This window comes from Allofournierella sp. CML151, from assembly GCF_027853465.1.
Classification (GTDB): Bacteria; Bacillota; Clostridia; order Oscillospirales; family Ruminococcaceae; genus Allofournierella.
The window spans coordinates 39,122-58,596 of the sequence record NZ_JAPNNW010000001.1; the positions used below are offsets into that span (position 1 = coordinate 39,122).

Consider the following 19,475-nt stretch of genomic DNA (forward strand, 5'->3'; position numbering starts at 1 on the left):
TGCACCGGAAAAGGCCCGATTTTGATGGGAGTGCAAGGAAAAGCCCCGCAGGCACCCTTGGTGGTTGTCAAGGGGCTTTGACGCTGCAATCCCGCAAAAGCGGCCCTTTTCCGGCGCTGTTTTCTTATGTCACCCCGGCTTTTTGGAGATTCCGTTTTTTGTTTATGAAATTATTCGACGGTTTGGGTTACCTGATAGACGCTGTAGCCGCCCTGATCATAGAGCAGGATGCAGTGGGCGGCGAACCAGCTTTCGTCCACTGTGTAGTCCGCCCGCTCGGAGGGGCCGATCATCACATAGTCGATGTCCCACTGGGCAAGTTCCTCCTCGCTGGGAGCTTCCAACAGCTGGCGTACTGCCGCTTCCTGGGCGGAGTAGTCCATGCCGTGGTAGTACAGCCAGGTGCCGGAGGCGCACAGAATGGGCCGCCCGGCCAGGCTGAGCACCGGGTTCAGCAGCTGGGTGCCGCACAAGAAGCGGCCCATGGGATCGGTGTTTTCCTCCACATATTCCGCCACGGCAATGGCATCGGCATCAAAGTGCTGGTATTGGCTTACCGCCTCACGTCCCAGGGTGAGGAGACTGCCAAAGGTTCCGGTGAACACCAGCATGGCAGCAAGCACGGCCTGTACGCTTTTCTTGTCCACCTTCTTCAGCAGGTCCACGAGCAGATTTGCCACAAGGATGCAGCCCAACAGGTGCCAGATGAACAAAAGCTTGTTGTTGTCGTAGTTGTTGGGCTGGAACTCCACAAACTCGCTGAGCAGCAGAATCAGCAGTCCGCCGCCGTAGACCCAGCGCAGCTTTTTGCCCGCCCACAAAAATGCAGGCAGCAGCAGGATGTATACCAGGCCGATATTTTTGATGTAGAACCAGAAGTAATTGTCCCCCTCGTTGGACCAGTTGAAGTGCCAGCGCAGGAAGCCCGAGCCCTCCTGGGTGTGAGGAAGAATCTGAGTGAGCATCAGCGGCAGCCAGAGGATGCCCGTCGCTCCGGCAAACAGCAGCCAGGGACGCAGGGTGTGCAAATCCGTCCGGTGCACCATCAGTGCCTGCACAAAGAGCACCCCGCAGATGAGCACAAGCGCCAGTGCCGAGTGGGTCTGCACCAGAGGCAGCGAAGCGGCCAGCAGCACCAGAGCGGGCCACAGGCGGCGCTCCCCGTTCAAGGCAAAGCGCATCAGAAGAGCCAGGCAGGGGAAGAGCAGCGCCCAGCCGAACAGAGTGGCGCGCTGCGGAATCAACAGGTCCGCGATGGGGTTCACCCAGCGGATGTTCTCCTCCACATAGTTGGTGGGCGTTTCATAATAGGCGGTGAAGATGCGGGTGAAGTTCTCCATGCCGCCCTCCAGAAAATAAGCGAAGCCGAAGCCGCTGCCCAGGAAGAACAGCACGTAGGCAAGGCTGGCCTTGGAACTGTTCTGCAGCAGGTTTTTGGCAAGCAGCCAGCCGCCGCCGAACACCGCCGCCAGGGCCACCACCTGAGGCAGGATGCAGGCGAATTTCAGCGGAGCACCCAGCAGAAGAAACACGCTGGAAACGCTCTCACACAAAAACGGATAGCCGTAAAGGGTCTGGCCCGACAGCATGGGGAATTCCGGCGGGAACAGGCCCTGCTCGGCAATGCTTTTGATGAAGGAAAGGTGCATGGGCAGGTCGCCGTAGGTGCTCTGCCCGCACCAGTAACCACCGTCTTTATAATAAAGAGTATGGGTATGCAGCAGCCAGACGGAAAGCAGAAAGAGCGGCACCACACAGGTCCAGAAAGCGGGAGCAATGGTCCGGGCGGCGCTGTCCGGTTGCCCCGGAGCTTTATTCGGTGCAGTGTGTCGGGGCCAGAATCCGGCTGCTGCCAGTGCAGCCGCGGCAACCAGCGCCAGCAGGGCGGCGGGCAGAGTGAAGCCCAGCGCCAGTGCGAAGAGCGCGGGCAGTGCGATCAGCAGTACCAGCCCGAAGGCGGAGGTGAAGACAAGCTTTTCTTCGGCGCCGGACGCGGGCAGAAGCCGCCGTGTCAGCGAAAAACCGGCGGCCAGAAATACGGCCATGTAAACGATACTGAATAAAATTCCCATCTCAAACGCCCTCCAGATCAAAGGGTGGGGTATATTCCTCCTTGGCGCTGCTCTTCTGCTGCATATAGCCCTCGGTAAGCCCCAGGTCGATGGCATGGTTGACCATCTGGCGGTATTCCCAGGTGGAGATGCGCCGGTCCAGCGGCTTCATCTGCATTGCCTTGTGGAAGGGGGTGTACTGGCTCATAAGGCTGGGCAAAAAGCTGCCGGCGGGCAGGCTGGCCATGAAGTCCAGCACGGCTTTGGAATCCGCCAGTGCGCCGGGCAGGGCCAGATGCCGCAGGATCACGCCCTTTTGCAGCAGGCCGTCTTCATCAAATTCGGGAGCGCCGGTCTGGAGGATCATTTGTTGTACCGCCCGGCTGCATACCTCAAAATAATCCGGTGCGGCGGAATATTTGGCCGAGAGCTCCGGCGAAACATACTTTACGTCCGCCAGCCATACGTCCACAATGCCGTCCAGCTGTTGAACCGTCTCCAGCGTCTCGTAACCGCCGGTGTTGTACACGATGGGGATGGAAAGCCCTCGGGCCTTGGCCTGCGCAAGGGCTTCCAGCACCCAGGGCAGCCACTGGGTGGCAGTGACCAGGTTGATGTTGTGGGCGCCCTTTTGCTGCAATTCCAGAAAGATCTCGGTCAGGCGCTCGGTGTCGATGGCCTTGCCCAAGCCCTCCTGGCTGATTTTATAGTTCTGGCAGTAGCAGCACTTCAGGCTGCAGCCGGAAAAGAATACGGTACCGCTGCCTTTGCTGCCGCTGATGCAGGGCTCCTCCCAGTGATGCAGCGCCGCGCGGGCAACCATCAGCTGGCCGGCCGCACCGCACACACCGGCGCGCCGGGTCCGGTCCGCGCCACAGCGGCGGGGGCAGAGGGTACAGGATGTGGGAATCTGCAAGATAAAACCTCCCGAAACAGGCGGGCGTTCCGCTCCGCCTGAAAACAAAATGGAACAATCCCTACTATACCATATTTTCCGGTGCCCGCGCCAGAAAAACTCCGGTTGACGTGCTCCGGTACCCTCCCGTATAATAATCCAGTTGACGAAACCAAGCGCAAAAACGTGCTGCAAAAGGGTGGGGAAGACATGAAATACGAACAGGGTGGTGCGGCCAAAAGCGTGGCTGCGCTGAATCTGGCGGTAATGCTGTTCGGCTTTGCGGCAGTGATCGGCCGCTTTGTGCAGGTCCCGTCGGCGGTGATTGCGGGCGGCCGGGTGATCTGCTCGTCGGCAGTGCTGCTGGTGCTGGCTCTGGCCACCCGCACGCCGCTGCGGCTGGCGGAAAAACGGGATCTGGGCCTGGCAGTGTTTGCAGGACTGGTGCTGGCTTTTCACTGGACGACCTTTTTCCAGGCAATTCAGGTCTCATCGGTGGCCATGGGAACCATCACCTTTTCGGCCTTCCCGCTGTTCCTCACCGTATTGGAGCCGCTGGTGTTCCGGGAGCGGCTGCGGGCAAGAAGCGCAGTGGAGGCAGTTTTGCTGCTGGCGGGCGTGCTCATCACCCTTCCGCCCGACGATCTGAACAGCGGCGCCGCAGCGGGAGCGGCCTGGGGTATGCTGTCCGGTCTGGCCTATGCGGTGCTTTCGCTGGCTAACCGGCACCTTTCCGCCCGGTATCCGGCCCGGGTGATCTGCCTGTATGAGCAGGCCACGGCGGCTGTTGCGCTGCTTCCGGCAGTACTGTTCTGGCCCGGCAGCTGGACGGCGGCGGACCTGTGGGGCATCGGGGCGCTGGGTGTGGTGTGCACGGCGTTGGCCCATTCGCTGTATGTGACGGCCCAGCGGCGGGTGAGCGCCCAGGCGGCAGGCATTGTATCCGGCATGGAAACGGTTTACGGCATCCTGTTCGCCCTGGCCTTTCTGGGCGAAGCACCCACCGGCCGGGAGCTGGCAGGCGGCGCGGTCATTCTGGGCGTGAGTCTGACAGCCTCGCTGCAGGCGGGAAGAAAGTAATCGGCGGGTCCGCGGCTTTTTCCTTTCCATCCTACCATTTTGGTGTGGTTCATGCTATAATAATGATACTTATCGTCCACGCTAGGTGCAGTTTCAGCACGAAAAGGGCGAAAAAACACCGTTTGAAAGGAGGCGCTGCCAGTGCAGGACCAATCCGCTCGGGTGCGCAAAAACTTGAAATACCTCACGCTGCTTGCCCGGGAATACCCCAACATCGCCGCCGCCAGCAGCGAGATCATCAACCTGCAGGCTATTTTAAAGCTGCCCAAGGGCACCGAGCATTTCATGAGCGATCTGCACGGCGAGGCCGAGGCCTTTACCCATATCGTGAACAACGCGTCCGGCGTCATCAAGGAAAAGGTGGACCGGGTACTGGGCCCCGGGGTACCGGATCAGGAGCGGGCGGAGTTTGCTACTCTGATCTATTATCCCGCCCAGAAGCTGGACGAGCTGAAGGAACGCCAGACCGATCTGAACGCCTGGTACCGGCAGACCCTCTACCGGTTGATCGACGTGTGCCGGGTGGTTTCCTCCAAGCACACCCGCAGCTTTGTGCGCAAGCGTCTGCCAAAGAACTACGCCTATATTCTGGACGAACTGCTCCACGCCCATTTTGAGGACCACGACAAGGAGTTCTATTACGGTCAGATTCTCTCCAGCATCATTGATGTGGGCCGGGCCGACGATTTCATCGAGGCCATGTGCGGGCTCATCAAGAATCTGGCGGTATTCAAGTTGCACATCGTGGGCGACATCTTCGACCGGGGCCCCCGGCCGGACCAGATCATGGAGCAGCTGCTGAACCACCATTCGGTGGATATCCAGTGGGGCAACCATGACGTGGTCTGGATGGGCGCGGCCGCGGGCAGCCCCATCTGCATTGCCACCGTGCTGCGAACCAGCCTGGCCTACAACAATCTGGAAGCCCTGGAGGATGGGTACGGAATCAATCTGCGGCCGCTGGCCCTGTTTGCCGAGAGCGAATACCGGGACTGCGACATGCACCATTTTTACCCTCGCACCGACGAGGCCCGCGGCCCTTATCACCGCAGCGAGCTGATCCGCACCGCCCGGATGCACAAGGCCATTGCCATCATCATGTTCAAGCTGGAGTGTCAGGTCATCGACCGCAATCCGGACTTTGAACTGGAAGGACGGGATTTCCTGCGGCGCATCAACTACCGGGAGGGTACCGTGGAGGTAGAGGGTAAATGTTATCCCTTACGGGACGACGATTTCCCCACCGTGAACCCGGCGGACCCCGCCCGGCTCACCCGCCAGGAGCAGGAGGTCATGGAGGCGCTGCAGCGCAGCTTTATGGAGAGCGAGCGCCTGCAGCGGCATGTGCGCTTTTTGTTTTCGAAGGGTGGTGTGTACCACATCGAAAACGGCAACCTTATGTTCCACGGCGCGGTGCCCCTGACCGACAGCGGCAGCTTTGCGGTGGAGACCTTCGAGCAGCACGGCTATGCAGGGCGGGCGCTGATGGATTACTGCGACGAGCGGGCCCGGCGAGGCTATTTCGCCCCCGAGGGCAGCGCCGAGCGTCAGAGCGGCGAGGACTTTTTGTGGTATCTGTGGTGCGGCAAGCTGTCGCCCCTGTACGGCCGGGATAAGATGACCACTTTTGAGCGACTCTTCGTGGAGGACCCGGCCACTCATACCGAGACCAAGAACCCCTATTACCGGCATGTGAATGACTCCAAAATGGCCCGGGCAATTCTGGCGGAGTTCGGTCTGGACCAGACCCACAGCCACATTGTAAACGGCCACGTGCCGGTGCGCGCGGCAGACGGCGAGACCCCGGTGAAGGGAGAGGGCCGTCTGATCGTGATCGACGGCGGCTTCTGCCGTGCCTATCATGAAAAGACCGGCATCGCAGGCTATACCCTGGTGTATAACAGCCGGGGCATGTCGCTGCGGCAGCACCAGCCCTTCGAGAGTGCGGAAAAAGCCATCCGGGAAAACCTGGACATCGCCTCCACGGTGGAAGTGTTCGAGACCTGCGAAAAGCGCACGCTGGTGGGCGATACCGACAACGGGCAGCGTCTTGCCGCCGATGTGGAGGATCTGAAGCTGCTGGTGCAGGCCTACCAGATGGGCCTGGTCAAGGAAAAAACCTGAGGCAACACCGCACAATTTGCACCGAACGGTTCAGGCGGCGTATTGCGCCGAAATTTTCCGTGATATTTTCCCAAAATGCTCGCCAATCCACCAAGGATTGGCTGCGCTTTTCGGTTCATCTCACAAAAAATTTCCCGGCGCACTCCACCACCTGAAATTGTGTGGTATTGCCCTGACCGTTCCGGTCGGATGCAGAAAGAGGTGAGACCGATGGAGTGGACCCCTGGTACACCGCTGGCCTTTGAAACAGCGGAAAACTTCCGGGAGATGGGCGGCTGGCCTACGGCGGATGGCCGCCGGGTAAAGCGCGGCCTGTTCTGGCGCAGCGGCGCTTTGTGCCAGATTGCCAGCGAAGAGGATCGCAAGCGGTTTGAAGCACTGGGCATCCGGGTGGTGTGCGACCTGCGCTCCGGCGTGGAGCGAACACGGCAGCCGGACCCGGAATTTGCCGGGATACGCCGCCATGACATCGGCGCCATCCGGGACGCCGAGGGCGGGGAACTGCCCATCGACGCCAACAATTCCCTGTATCTGGATGCGGACGGACTGAGGGCCCTTTCGCGGGAGATGGAAGCAATCTATTCCGCGCTGCCCTTCCATAACCCGGCCTACCGGGAAATTTTCCGGGAAATGCTGGCCGGTGAGCTGCCGCTGCTCTTTCACTGCTCTGCAGGGAAGGACCGCACCGGCGTGGCTGCCGCGCTGATCCTGCTGGCGCTGGGCGCAAGCAGGGAAACGGTGATGGCGGATTTCCTTGCCACAAACGACTGCCGTCCCGGTGCGGTGCGGGAATGCCTTGAGGTATACCGCAGCGAGCTGGAGCGGGAACCGGAGCTGCGCCCCATCCTGGAATCGGTCAGCGGGGTGCGGCCGGAGAGCATGCAGGCAGTGTTCGACGCCATTGACCGGCGCTATGCCTGCATGGAAGATTTTTTTGACGCCGAATATGGCATGGGCCCCGAGCAGCTGCGGCTGCTGCGGGACCGGTGCCTGGAATAAGGCCGGGGTTCCCGGCCGCAAACAAGCAACCAAAGTAAAAGGAGAGTTGACACACTATGCCTACCCCTCACAACAAAGCCGAAATGGGCCAGATCGCAAAAACCGTTCTCATGCCCGGCGACCCCCTGCGCGCAAAATTCATTGCCGAGACCTTCCTGGAAAATCCAGTGCTGTTCAATGACGTGCGCGGCATGCTGGGCTTTACCGGTACCTACCAGGGCCGCCCCGTCAGCGTGATGGGCAGCGGCATGGGCATGCCCTCCATCGGCATCTATTCCTATGAGCTGTACAGCCAGTACGGTGTGGAGAACATCATCCGCATCGGCTCCGCCGGTTCCTACACCGACAAGGCTAAGCTCTACGACGTGGTGCTGGCCACCGGCGCCTATTCCGAAAGCAGCTATGCCCGCACCCAGAACGGCTGCGAGGACGACACCCTGGCCCCCAGCGCCGAGCTGTGCGACGCACTGCGCGCCAGCGCCGCCAAGCTGGGCATCCCCATGGTGGAGGGCGTGATCCATTCCAGCGATGTGTTCTACCGCCATGATGACCGCACCAACCCCACCTATTGGGAGCGCCTGCGGGATGAGAAGGGCTGCGTGGCCGTGGAGATGGAGAGCTTCGCTCTGTTCCACAACGCCAATGTGCTGGGCAAGCGGGCAGCCTGCCTGCTCACCATTTCCGACAGCTTCGTAAGCAGCGAGGCCACCACTGCCGAGGAGCGCCAGCTCAGCTTCACCAACATGATGAAGATTGCTCTGGGTGCGGAGGTGTAAGCATGGAGAAAGCCGAACTGGCGCGCCTGGCCATTCAGGCGCGGGAGATGGCCTACACGCCCTACTCCCATTTCAACGTGGGTGCCGCGCTGCTGGCCAAGGATGGTCGGGTCTTCACCGGCTGCAACATTGAGAACGCTGCCTACACTCCCTCCAACTGTGCGGAGCGCACCGCTCTGTTCAAGGCTGTGAGCGAGGGCGCGCGGGAATTTTCCATGCTTGCTGTGGTGGGGGCGCCCGCCGGTCAGCAGCCGCCCTTCCCGGTGACCGGCCCCTGCGGGGTCTGCCGTCAGGCGCTGAATGAATTCTGCGAACTGGATATGCCCATCCTGCTGGTCACCGGACCGGACAGCTGGACCGAGGTGACCCTGGGCGAACTGCTGCCCTATAACTTCGGCCCCCGGGATCTGGCCTGAGTGCAGAAAAAGCCTCAAACAGCGGCAAAGTATGACTTATTTTGGTTAATGTTAACAAATTGTAATGCTTTGTATTTGCCGGAACTGGTTGAAAATTGTCACCCCTATGGCTATAATAAAATAGCTAGTGGGGAGTTTCCCCAAAAATCGCGTCTTGCGTGTGGCGCGGTTTTCCACAACAGAACAAAGGAGATTGAATCATGAAAAAACTGATCTCGATCGTACTGGTAGCAGCCATGGCTCTGTCCATGGTGGCTTGCGGTGGCGCTTCCTCTTCTGCTCCCGCTTCCACCGGCGCTTCTTCTGAGGCTGCTTCCACTGCTGCTTCCGGCGAGGCGACCTCCGGCAAGGAGATCACCGTTGGTATGATCACCGACGTGGGCGGCGTAAACGACCGTTCCTTCAACCAGACCTCCTGGGAAGGCCTGCAGACTCTGGCCGAAGAGAACCCCAACATCAAGGTGAGCTACCTGGAGTCCAAGACCGACGCTGACTACAGCGCCAACATCGAGACCTACCTGAGCGAGGGCACCGACCTGATCATCTGCGTGGGCTACATGCTGGCTGAGGCCACCAAGGTCGCTGCCGAGGCTAACCCCGATCAGCTGTTCGCCATCATCGACGACTCCTCCATCGATCTGCCCAACGTTGCCTGCCTGATGTTCTCTCAGGCTGAGGCTTCCTACCTGGTGGGCATCGTGGCCGGCCTGGCTACCGAGACCAACACCGTTGGTTACGTGCAGGGCATGGTTTCCGATTCCATGAACCAGTTCGGCTGCGGCTTCATCGCTGGCGTTAAGTCCGTGAACCCCGAGGCTACCGTTCTGCAGTTCAACGCCAACAACTTCGGCGATCCCACCGGCGGTAACACCGCTGCCACCGATATGATCACCAAGGGCGCTGACGTGGTCTTCCATGCTGCCGGCGCTACCGGTAACGGCGTGATCGAGGCCTGCAAGGCCAACGGCGTATATGCCATCGGCGTGGACACCGACCAGGCTCCTCTGGCTCCCGAAACCGTGATCACCTCCGCTATGAAGCGCGTTGACATCGCTGCTCAGGATATCTCCCTGGCGGTTGCCAACGGCACCTTCACTCCTGGCGTGCATCTGTACAGCCTGGAGAACGGCGGTGTTGACCTGTCTCCCACCCGCGATCTGCTGACCGACGAGATGCTGACCGCTGTTGAGGATGCCAAGGCCAAGATCATTGCCGGCGAAGTTCAGGTTCCCTCCACTCCCGAAGAGCTGGGCGATGGCCTGTTCACTCTGAAGTAAGCGTATTTCTGGCTTGCAGGAGCCGCGCACCTTTGTGGTGCGCGGCTCTTTTTTTGGGAAGCGAAAAGCCGCAACTTTGCACCGAAAAAGATGTAAAGTACTACTTTCGGTTTTTTGAACAAAAGGGCAATTGAATTTCAGTCTGTTTAGTAGGAAACACGTGTTCTGTGTTGAAATAAGGCGGCCTTTTTGGTACAATAATACTGAAGAAAAGTTGGCTTTTTTTGCCGACTCTGGATAAACTGTTAAGCTGAGATCAAGGGAGGGTATGCTTGACTATGAGAAGCATTTCAATGGAGACCGTGGAGGCAAAGCGCGCCGAAATTCTGGCCACTTTGAAAGATAAGACCGCTACGCATGAGCAGAAGGTGACTTATCTGGCCCGCCACGCCGAAAACTTTATGACTGTGCTGGATGAGCCGAAGGAGCTGGATGAGCTGATGCGCTGCGATCAGGAGGACCGCTGCATCTGCAACCTGTTCGAGGGTGACGCACCCTACCGGCCCCGTTACATCTGCCCGGACTACCCCAAGTTCATGAAGGAGGGCAGCGCATTCCTGCAGCTGGACCCGCCGAAGGATCTGTTTGAGGCGCTGAACAACCTGCAGATTCTGTACCATAATGTGCCCAGCATTACCAACTACCCCGTGTACATCGGCGATCTGGATCTGCTGCTGGAGCCCTTTGTGAAGGATCTGGACGATGAGACCGTGAAGAAGGCGCTGCGCCTGTTCCTCACCAGTGTGGACCGCACCATTCTGGACTCCTTCTGCCATGCCAACATCGGCCCCACCATGACCCGTGCAGGCATGCTGCTGATGGAGGTGGAGGGCGAGCTGCAGAACGCTGTGCCCAACCTGACCATGCGCGTGAGCAAGGACACCCCGGATGAGTTCGTGATGGCGGGCATCGAATGCGCACTGCGCTGCGCAAAGCCCAGCTTTGCCAACGATCGCATGTTCCGCAGCGAGCTGGGCGATGATTACTGTATCGCCAGCTGCTACAACGGCCTGTACAAGGGCGGCGGATCTTACACCCTGTGCCGCCTGCTGCTGGCCGGTATCGCCAAGCGCAGCAAGAACATTCAGGACTTCAAGGAGAACCAGCTGCCCTACGTGATGGATGTGATGGCCCGTTACATGGATGCCCGCGTTCGTTTCCTGGTGGAGGAGAGCGGCTTCTTTGAGAGCAACTTCCTGGCGCTGGAAGGCCTGATCCACCGTGAGCGCTTCAGCGCCATGTTCGGTCTGGTTGGCATGGCCGAATGTGTGAACGACCTGCTGGCCAAAGAGGGCATCGAGGGCCGCTTCGGCCACAGCGAAGCTGCGGATAAGCTGGGCGTGGAAATTATGGAGCAGATCAATGCCTTCTGCAACGCGCATCCCGCTCCCTACTGTGAGGCCACCGGCGGCCACTACCTGCTGCATGCGCAGGTGGGTATCGATTCCGACAAGCACAGCAGCCCCGGCACCCGCATTCCCATCGGTGAGGAGCCTGCCGAGCTGATCGACCACCTGAAGAACATCAACCTGTTCCACAAGTACTTCATCTCCGGCACCGGCGACATCTTCCCGGTGGACCTGACCGTTCACAAGAACCACAAGTTCCTGCTGGACATCATCCGCGGCTCCTTTGATCTGGAGATCCGCTACCTGAGCTTCTATGGCAGCGACAGCGACGTGATCCGTGTGACCGGCTATCTGGCCAAGCGTTCTGAGATCGAGAAGCTGGCCGAGGGCCACAACGTGCTGCTGAATACCACCGGCCTGGCCCTTGGCGCCACCCGCAACTGCCACGCTCAGGACCGTCGGGTACGCTGATATGAAGGCGCTGGTAAACAAGATCATCCCGTTCAGTTCGGTGGACGGGCCGGGCAACCGCACCGCGATCTTCCTGCAGGGCTGCAACTTCAACTGCCTTTACTGTCATAACCCTGAGACCATCAATCAGTGTGTGAACTGCGGCCAGTGCGTGAAGGTGTGCCCGGTGGGCGCGCTTTCCATGCAGGACGGTAAGGTCTGCTACGATTACACCAAATGCGTGTTCTGTGATGCCTGCTTCAAGCAGTGCCCCAACAGCTCTTCGCCCCGGGTTCGTTCCATGACTCCGGAAGAGGTCATGGCAGAAGTGCGCAAGAATATGCCCTTTATTCGAGGCATCACCGTTTCCGGCGGGGAATGCACCCGCTGGCGGGATTTTCTGGTGGAGCTGCTGACCATCGCCAAGGCCGGGGGGCTGTCCACTCTGCTGGACAGCAACGGCAGCTATGACTTCTCCACTGATCCGGAGCTGCTGGCTGTGACCGACGGCGTGATGCTGGACATTAAGGCCTGGACCAGCGAGGACCACAAGGCAGTCACCGGTGTGGACAACACCCAGGTGCGGGCGAATCTGGAATTCCTGGCCCGCGCGGGCAAGCTGGAGGAGCTGCGCACCGTGGTGGTGCCCGGTCTCTTCGATGCCGAGACCGCTGTGCGCGAGGCATCGGCGGTGGCTGCCCCCTGGCAGGACAAACACCCCATGCGCTACAAAATTATCTGCTATCGTCCCATGGGCGTGCGGGAGAGCGAGAAACAGCGCCTGCAGCAGCCCACGGCGGAATACCTGCAGCAGCTGGCCGATCTGGCCCGCAGCCAGGGTATCCGCGATGTGGTGATCACCTGATCGCCGCGATTTTCCTGGAAAACAGGAAAGGGCATGCGCCCTTTCCGGAACCGATGGGCACCGCTTGCAAACCGGGCGGTGCCTGCCGGATATGAGACCGCTTTGCATCCCGTTCGCAGGCCGATGACGCGGGCGGGGCGCAAGGCGAAAAGGAGGCTTATTTTTGGACAATCCACATCTGGACCTGAACACTGTCGTGGTGGACATGCGGAACATCACCAAAAAATTCGGTGACTTTACCGCCAACGACGGCATCCAACTCACCGTACACAAGGGTGAGATCCACGCCATCCTGGGCGAGAACGGCGCCGGTAAGAGCACGCTGATGAATCAGCTGTACGGCATGTATCCGCCCACCTCGGGTGAAATCTATATCAAGGGGCAGAAGATCCACATGGACAGCCCCAAAAAGGCCATCAGCGCCGGCATCGGCATGGTTCACCAGCACTTCATGCTGGTGCAGCCTTTCACCGTTACGCAGAACATCGTATTGGGCATGGAGCCTCAGAAGGGCATCATGCTGGATATGGCAACCGCCCGTAAGAACGTGGAAGCCATCTCCAAGAAATACGGCCTGGCGGTGGACCCCGACGCGAAGATTGAGGATATTTCCGTTGGCATGCAGCAGCGCGTGGAGATTCTGAAGGCGCTGTACCGCGGTGCGGAGATCCTGATTCTGGACGAACCCACCGCTTCGCTGACCCCCCAGGAGATCAGCGAGCTGATCGACATCATGCACAGCCTCACGGCGGACGGCAAGAGCATTATCCTCATCACCCATAAGCTGAAGGAAATCAAGGCCTCGGCTGATTACTGCACCATCATCCGCATGGGCAAGTATATCAACACCGTGGAAGTGGACAAGGTGAGCGAGGACGACCTGGCCAGCATGATGGTGGGCCGCAACGTGAATTTCAAGGTGGACAAGCAGGAGCAGGAGCCCGGCGACGTGGTTCTGGACGTAAAAGACCTGCATGCGGTGGACTACCGCGGCGTGGAGATTCTGCGCGGCCTGAACCTGCAGGTGCGCAAGGGTCAGATTCTGGGCCTGGCGGGCATCGACGGCAACGGCCAGACCGAGCTGGTGGAATGCATCACCGGCCTGCGCAAAGCCACCAGGGGCTCCATTACCGTGAATGGTACCGACATCTTCAACAAACCGCCCCGCTACGGCTTTGAGCATGGGGTGTCCAGCATTCCGGCGGACCGGCAGAAGCACGGCCTGGTACTGGAGTTCAGTGTAGCCGACAACATGGTCCTGCAGAACTTTGCTGAGGACAAATACGCCAGCCACGGCATCCGCAAGATGGATGCGGTGAACAGCTTCACCCAGGAAGCCATTGAAAAATTTGACATTCGCCCCCGCGACTGTCTGAACAAGCCCGCGGGCACTTTGTCCGGCGGTAACCAGCAGAAGGTCATCATCGCCCGCGAGGTCACCAACAACAAGGACCTGCTGATCGCGGTGAACCCCACCCGCGGCCTGGACGTGGGTGCCATCGAGTATGTGCACAAGTACATCGTGGAGCAGCGCAACAAGGGCAAGGCTGTGCTGCTGGTGTCCTTCGAGCTGGATGAGATCATCAGCCTTTCAGACGAGATCGACGTGATCTTTGACGGGCGGATCAACGGCAGTCTGCCCGGCAAAGATGCGGACGAAAATACCCTTGGCCTGTGGATGGCAGGAGGTAAGGCGGATGAATAAAGTAGAAAAATTCCTGAACAGCAAGTTCCTGGTGACTCTGTTCTCAATCCTGCTGGGCTTTGTGGTGGGCGCACTGTTCCTGCTGCCCATGGGCATCAGCCCTGTTGAGGCCTACGCCAAGCTGTTCGACGGCGTGTTCGGCAGCGTGCGCAACATGGCTTACAGCGTTGTGTATGCCACCCCGCTGATCTTCACCGGTCTGGCGGTGGCGTTCTCGTTCCGCACCGGCGTGTTCAACATCGGTGCCGAGGGCCAGTTCGTCATGGGCTCCATGGCGGCCTGCGTGGTGGGTATTCTGGTGCCCGCGCCCTCCATCATTCTGGTTCCCCTGTGCTTTATCGCGGCGCTGGCCGTGGGTGCGGCCTGGGGCCTGATCGTGGCTTTCCTGAAGGTCAAGTGGGGCATCAATGAGGTGCTCAGCATGATCATGTTCAACTGGATTGCCTTCTATCTGTCCAACTACATTGCGGATCTGCCCATGGTTCACAACGAGGGCAACGCTGAGGCGACCAAGAACGTGCAGGACGCAGCCCGCATCCTGTTCCCGCAGGCCTGGCTGGACGCTCTGTGCCCCTCCTCCAACTGGGGCATCCTACTGGCTGTGCTGGCAGTAATTCTGGTTTATGTGATCATCGAAAAGACCACCCTGGGCTACCAGCTCAAGGCGGTGGGCTTTAACCGCTCGGCTGCGGAATACGGCGGCATCAGCGTGAACAAGTCCATCTACATCGCTATGGCCATTTCCGGCGCTCTGGCCGGCATGGGCGGTGCGATTCAGCTGCTGGGCATGGGCGGCCGTATCAGCATCTTCACCGCCCAGGAAAGCTTTGGCTTCCAGGGCATCAGCGTGGCTCTGATCGGCGCTTCCAATCCCATCGGCGTGTTCTTCGCCGGCCTGTTCTACGGCGCGCTGAAGTACGGCGGCTCCAAGCTGAACCTGATCGGTGCCCCGTCTGAGGTGATCAACATCATCATGGGTACGGTCGTGTTCTTCATCGCCATCTCCCATGTGTTCCGCTTCGTGAGAAAACGCAAGAGCAACAAGAAGGGGGAGGCCTGAGCAATGGATCTGATCATAAACAATCTTGGTATCATCATTTACGCCACCCTGCTGTTCACCCCTCCGCTGCTGTTTGCGGCCATGGGTTCCTGCTTTTCTGAGCTGAGCGGCGTGGTAAACATCGGCATCGAGGGCATGATGACCATTGGCGCCTTCGTAGGTGCTGCTGCCGGTCATTACACCGGCAACCCCTGGCTGTCCTTTATCTGCGGCGGCCTGGCGGGTATGCTGTTCGGTGCGCTGCATGCACTGGCCACCGTGAAGCTGAATGCGGACCAGACCATTTCCGGTACCGCCATCAACTTCCTGGCTCCCGGTGTTGCAGTGCTGATGGCCAAGGCGCTGTTCAATTCTTCCGATACGGCGCCTCTGGATTCCACCAGCAAGATTCCCACCCTGTTTGCCGACACCTTCACCGGCGGCACCGTGTGGGATAACTTCCTGAAGAATGTATTCTCCACCTATGCCACCACCTACCTGGTGTTCATTGTGCTGGTCATCGTGTGGTTCGTGTTCTACAAGACCCGTTACGGCCTGCGCCTGCGGGCCTGCGGCGAGCACCCCGAGACCTGTGACACCCTGGGCATCAACGTGATCCGCATGCGTTTCTCCGCCGTTTGCATCTCCGGCTTCCTGGCTGGTCTGGGCGGCGCCTGCGTGACCATGGCTACTATGAACCAGTTCCGCCCCACCTCCATCGTGGGCCAGGGCTTTATTGCCATCGCTGCCGTTATCTTCGGTAAGTTCCGTCCCCAGGGCGCCATGATCGCCTGCCTGCTGTTCGGCATGTGCTCCGGCATCCGCGTGGTTGTGGGCAGCAATGCGATGGTATCCGCTCAGCTGATTTCCATGATCCCCTATGTGGTTACCGTGGTGGTTCTGATCCTGTTCGTGGGCAAGGCTCATGTGCCTTCTGCCAACGGCAAGCCCTATGTGAAAGCAAAATAACAAGGAGGCTGCGGCCCTATGCGTATGTTTGATATTATCGCGAAAAAGCGCGATGGCGGCGTGTTGAGCCGCGAAGAACTGGAATTTGCGGTGATGGGTTTCGTAAACGGCCAGGTGCCGGATTACCAGATGAGCGCCCTGCTCATGGCCATCTACCTTCGAGGCATGACCGAGAAGGAGACCGCTCAGCTCACCGATGTGATGGCCCATTCCGGCGATATGGTGGACCTTTCCGCCATCTCCGGCATCAAGGCCGATAAGCACTCCACCGGCGGTGTGGGTGATAAGACCACTCTGGTCATTGCACCCATCGTGGCTGCCTGCGGGGTGAAGATCGCCAAGATGAGCGGCCGCGGCCTGGGCCATACCGGCGGCACGGTGGACAAAATGGAAGCCGTGCCCGGCACCCAGACCGCTGTGGACCGGGAGCGCTTTTTCGCTCAGGTGAACGAGATCGGCATCAGCGTGATCGGTCAGAGCGGCAACCTGGCCCCGGCGGACAAGAAGATGTACGCTTTGCGGGATGTGACTGCCACCATCGGCTGTGTACCGCTGATTGCTTCTTCCATCATGAGTAAGAAGCTGGCCGCCGGCTCCGATTGCATCCTGCTGGATGTGAAGACCGGCAACGGCGCTTTCATGAAGACGCTGGACGATTCCATCGAGCTGGCAAAGGCAATGGTGAGCATCGGTCAGCACAACGGCCGCAAGGTGGCCGCCCTCATCACTGATATGGACACCCCGCTTGGTCATAACATCGGCAACAGCCTGGAGGTGATCGAGTCGGTGGAGGTGCTCAAGGGCCACGGCCCGGCGGACCTGACCGAAGTGTGCTACCAGCTGGCGGCTAATATGCTGTATCTGGCGGGCAAGGGTTCGCTGGAGGAGTGCCGCCGCATGGCGGAGGAGGCCGTTGCCAGCGGCGCAGCCTACGAGAAGCTCAAGCAGATGTTTGCTGCCCAGGGCGGTGATGTGTCGGTGCTGGATGATCCGGATAAGTTCCAGAAGGCGAAGTTCAGTCGTCCGCTGCTGGCAGCCGAGAGTGGCTACCTGGTGCGGATGAACACCGAGATGGTGGGCAACGCCAGCGTCTGCCTGGGCGCGGGCCGCATCACCAAAGAGGATACCATCGATTTTGCAGCCGGCATTGTGCTGCACAAAAAGACCGGCGACAAGGTGGAAGCGGGCGAATGCCTGGCCACCCTGTATGCGGATCACGAGGAGAAGTTTGCCGCGGCGGAGGAGATGTTCCGTGCGGCGCTCACCTTCGGCCCTGCGCCTGAGCCGGTGCCCGCACTGGTTATGGCCCGTGTGACCGAGGAAGGTGTGGAGCGGTTCTGAGAACCTGAAACCATTCTTTCTTCAAAAGTAAACTTGATAAAAGCCCGGCGGAGTATTTCTGCCGGGCTTTTTGATTTAAAGATAGACTCCTGTTTCGGGGCGAGAAAAGAAGAAAGAAAAACCGCCCGGTAAAATCAGCATTGCTGATGATACCGGGCGGTTTTGTTCTGTTTGCTTTTGGGGGAATCAGGGCAGGGGAGCCGGAATTACTTCAGCAGCTCGCACACAGCCTGGGCGTAGGCCACGGGGTCCTCGATGGGCATGCCCTCAATGAGCAGCGCCTGATTGTACAGAATGTTCGCATACTTGCCCAGCTTTTCGGTCTCGCCGTTTGCCTGCAGATTCTTCAGGGTCTCGAATACGGGATGAGAAGCGTTCAGCTCCAGTACCTTCTCGCTCTTGGGAGCAGGCATGTCACCGCTGTTAGGCATGGCGTTCAGCACCTTCTCCATTTCCAGGCTCAGGGGGCCTTCGCTGGCGATGCAGACCGGATGGCTCTTCAAACGGGTGGACAGACGCACCGCGGTAACCTTGCCGTCCAGCGCGGTCTTCATGGCCTCGAACAGGTCCTTGTTGGCCTCGCTGGCCTCCTCGGCGGCCTTCTTCTCCTCTTCGGATTCCAGGCCCAGATCGCCGCTGGAGATGTTCTTGAACTCCTTCTCCTTGTCCTTTTCGCCGTAGTGACGCAGCACCTGCAGGCAGAACTCATCCACGTCCTCGGTGAGCAGCAGCAGGTCGTAGCCCTTATCCAGCACCAGCTCGGCGGCAGGCAGCTTGGCCAGACGCTCAGTGGAATCGCCGGCAGCGTAGTAGATGTATTTCTGATCCTCAGGCATCTTGTCCACATATTCCTGCAGACTGATCAGCTTGTTTTCCTTGGCGCTGTGGAAGAGCAGCAGGTCCTTCAGCAGATCGCTGTTGGCGCCGTAGCTCTCGTAGCAGCCGAATTTCAGCTGGCGGCCGAAGCTCTTGAAGAACTCGTCGTACTTCTCACGGTCGTTGTTCTTCATGGCGTTCAGCTCGTTCTTGATCTTCTTTTCCAGGCTGTTGCGGATCAGCTTGAGCTGGCCGTCCTTCTGCAGCATCTCACGGCTGATGTTCAGGCTCAGGTCCTGGCTGTCCACAATGCCCTTCACAAAGCTGAAGTGGTCGGGCAGCAGATCGGCGCACTTGTCCATGATCAGCACGCCGGAGGCGTACAGCTGCAGGCCCTTCTCGTAGTCGCGGCTGTAGTAGTTGAAGGGAGCGTGACCGGGGATGAAGAGCAGCGCGTTGTAGGTGGCAGTGCCCTCGGTGCGGCTCACGATTACCCGGGCGGGGTCGGTGAAGTCGTAGAACTTATCCTTGTAGAACTGGTTGTACTCCTCGTCGGTTACCTCGCTCTTGCTGCGCTTCCACAGGGGGACCATGCTGTTCAGGGTCTCCAGCTCGGTGTAGGTTTCGTACTCGGTCTTGTAATCCTCACCGGCATCGGCAGGACGCTCCTTGGCACGGGTCTTCTCCCGCTCCATGCGGATGGGGTAGCGCACATAGTCGCTGTACTTCTTCACGATGTGCACCAGGTTGTACTCGTCCAGGAACTCGTCGTAGTTCTCGTTCTCGGCGTTCTCCTTGATCACCATGATGATCTTGGTGCCCACATCTTCCTTGTCGGCCTCGGTGATGGTGTAGCCCTCAGCACCGGTGCTCTCCCACTGCCAGGCGGTGTCGCTGCCAAAGGCGCGGCTGATCACGGTGACTCGGCTGGCAACCATGAAGGCGGAGTAGAAGCCCACGCCGAACTGACCGATGATGTCGATGTCCTCGGCCTTGTTGTCCTTCTTGAAGTCCAGGCTGCCGCTGCGGGCGATGGTGCCCAGGTTCTCCTCCAGCTCTTCCTTGGTCATGCCGATGCCGTTATCGGTCAGGGTCAGGGTGCGGTTTGCCTTGTCCAGCTCCAGCAGGATCTGGTAATCCTCTTTCTTGGTGGTGACGCTGTGGTCGGTCAGGCTCTTGAAATAGAGCTTGTCGATGGCGTCGCTGGCGTTGGAAATCAGTTCGCGCAGGAAGATCTCCTTGTTGGAGTAGATGGAATGGATCATCATGTCCAGCAGCTTTTTGCTTTCGGCCTTGAATTCTTTTACAGCCATGATTGAACGC

General features: G+C 59.4%; 15 protein-coding genes. 12 read left to right on the plus strand and 3 right to left on the minus strand.

Translation table 11 applies throughout. The features are described from left to right. Nucleotides 1–170: 170 nt before the first annotated feature. Together PH256_RS00265 and PH256_RS00270 are read right to left on the minus strand one after the other, a co-directional pair. Complete coding sequence (locus PH256_RS00265) at nucleotides 171–2,072, minus strand: hypothetical protein (protein WP_270912514.1); 1,902 nt, start codon at nucleotides 2,070–2,072, stop codon at nucleotides 171–173. Between the two features lies 1 nt (nucleotide 2,073). After that, nucleotides 2,074–2,967: a radical SAM protein gene (locus PH256_RS00270; RefSeq protein WP_270912515.1), complete on the minus strand. Its 894-nt coding sequence runs from the start codon at nucleotides 2,965–2,967 to the stop codon at nucleotides 2,074–2,076. A gap of 189 nt (nucleotides 2,968–3,156) precedes the next feature. Here PH256_RS00270 and PH256_RS00275 point away from each other — a divergent pair, with 189 nt between their 5' ends. From PH256_RS00275 to PH256_RS00330, 12 genes are all read left to right on the plus strand, one after another. Beyond that, complete coding sequence (locus PH256_RS00275; protein ID WP_270912516.1) at nucleotides 3,157–4,026, plus strand: DMT family transporter; 870 nt, start codon at nucleotides 3,157–3,159, stop codon at nucleotides 4,024–4,026. A 141-nt stretch (nucleotides 4,027–4,167) separates the two neighbouring features. Further along, nucleotides 4,168–6,150, plus strand: coding sequence for a fructose-1,6-bisphosphatase (locus tag PH256_RS00280; protein ID WP_270912517.1), 1,983 nt, complete (start codon nucleotides 4,168–4,170; stop codon nucleotides 6,148–6,150). 210 nt (nucleotides 6,151–6,360) lie between these two features. Next, entirely contained in the window at nucleotides 6,361–7,149 is a 789-nt protein-coding gene (locus PH256_RS00285) for a tyrosine-protein phosphatase (protein WP_270912518.1), read from the plus strand. Between the two features lie 56 nt (nucleotides 7,150–7,205). Then, nucleotides 7,206–7,925 (plus strand): purine-nucleoside phosphorylase, encoded by a 720-nt coding sequence (deoD, locus tag PH256_RS00290; protein ID WP_087185244.1) that lies wholly within the window; start codon nucleotides 7,206–7,208, stop codon nucleotides 7,923–7,925. A gap of 2 nt (nucleotides 7,926–7,927) precedes the next feature. Beyond that, complete coding sequence (locus PH256_RS00295) at nucleotides 7,928–8,341, plus strand: cytidine deaminase (protein WP_087185243.1); 414 nt, start codon at nucleotides 7,928–7,930, stop codon at nucleotides 8,339–8,341. Nucleotides 8,342–8,541: 200 nt separating this feature from the next. After that, the gene (locus tag PH256_RS00300) at nucleotides 8,542–9,618 is read left to right on the plus strand and encodes a BMP family lipoprotein (protein WP_270912519.1); all 1,077 of its coding nucleotides are present in this window, start codon (nucleotides 8,542–8,544) and stop codon (nucleotides 9,616–9,618) included. 293 nt (nucleotides 9,619–9,911) lie between these two features. Further along, complete coding sequence (locus PH256_RS00305; RefSeq protein WP_333766205.1) at nucleotides 9,912–11,438, plus strand: YjjI family glycine radical enzyme; 1,527 nt, start codon at nucleotides 9,912–9,914, stop codon at nucleotides 11,436–11,438. Nucleotide 11,439: 1 nt separating this feature from the next. Beyond that, nucleotides 11,440–12,282: a YjjW family glycine radical enzyme activase gene (locus tag PH256_RS00310; RefSeq protein ID WP_270912520.1), complete on the plus strand. Its 843-nt coding sequence runs from the start codon at nucleotides 11,440–11,442 to the stop codon at nucleotides 12,280–12,282. 205 nt (nucleotides 12,283–12,487) lie between these two features. After that, nucleotides 12,488–13,987: an ABC transporter ATP-binding protein gene (locus PH256_RS00315; RefSeq protein WP_270912717.1), complete on the plus strand. Its 1,500-nt coding sequence runs from the start codon at nucleotides 12,488–12,490 to the stop codon at nucleotides 13,985–13,987. Then, nucleotides 13,980–15,047: an ABC transporter permease gene (locus PH256_RS00320; protein ID WP_270912521.1), complete on the plus strand. Its 1,068-nt coding sequence runs from the start codon at nucleotides 13,980–13,982 to the stop codon at nucleotides 15,045–15,047. The genes PH256_RS00315 and PH256_RS00320 overlap by 8 nt, the downstream gene beginning before the upstream one ends. 3 nt (nucleotides 15,048–15,050) lie before the next feature. Then, nucleotides 15,051–15,995, plus strand: a complete 945-nt coding sequence (locus tag PH256_RS00325; protein ID WP_087185238.1) for an ABC transporter permease — start codon at nucleotides 15,051–15,053, stop codon at nucleotides 15,993–15,995. Nucleotides 15,996–16,013: 18 nt separating this feature from the next. Continuing rightward, nucleotides 16,014–17,336 carry a pyrimidine-nucleoside phosphorylase gene (locus tag PH256_RS00330; RefSeq protein WP_270912522.1) on the plus strand — a complete coding sequence of 441 codons (1,323 nt, stop codon included), beginning with the start codon at nucleotides 16,014–16,016 and terminating at the stop codon, nucleotides 17,334–17,336. Between the two features lie 206 nt (nucleotides 17,337–17,542). Here the strand turns inward: PH256_RS00330 and htpG are convergent, their stop codons facing one another. After that, the gene (htpG, locus tag PH256_RS00335; protein WP_087185236.1) at nucleotides 17,543–19,465 is read right to left on the minus strand and encodes a molecular chaperone HtpG; all 1,923 of its coding nucleotides are present in this window, start codon (nucleotides 19,463–19,465) and stop codon (nucleotides 17,543–17,545) included. Nucleotides 19,466–19,475: the final 10 nt, after the last annotated feature.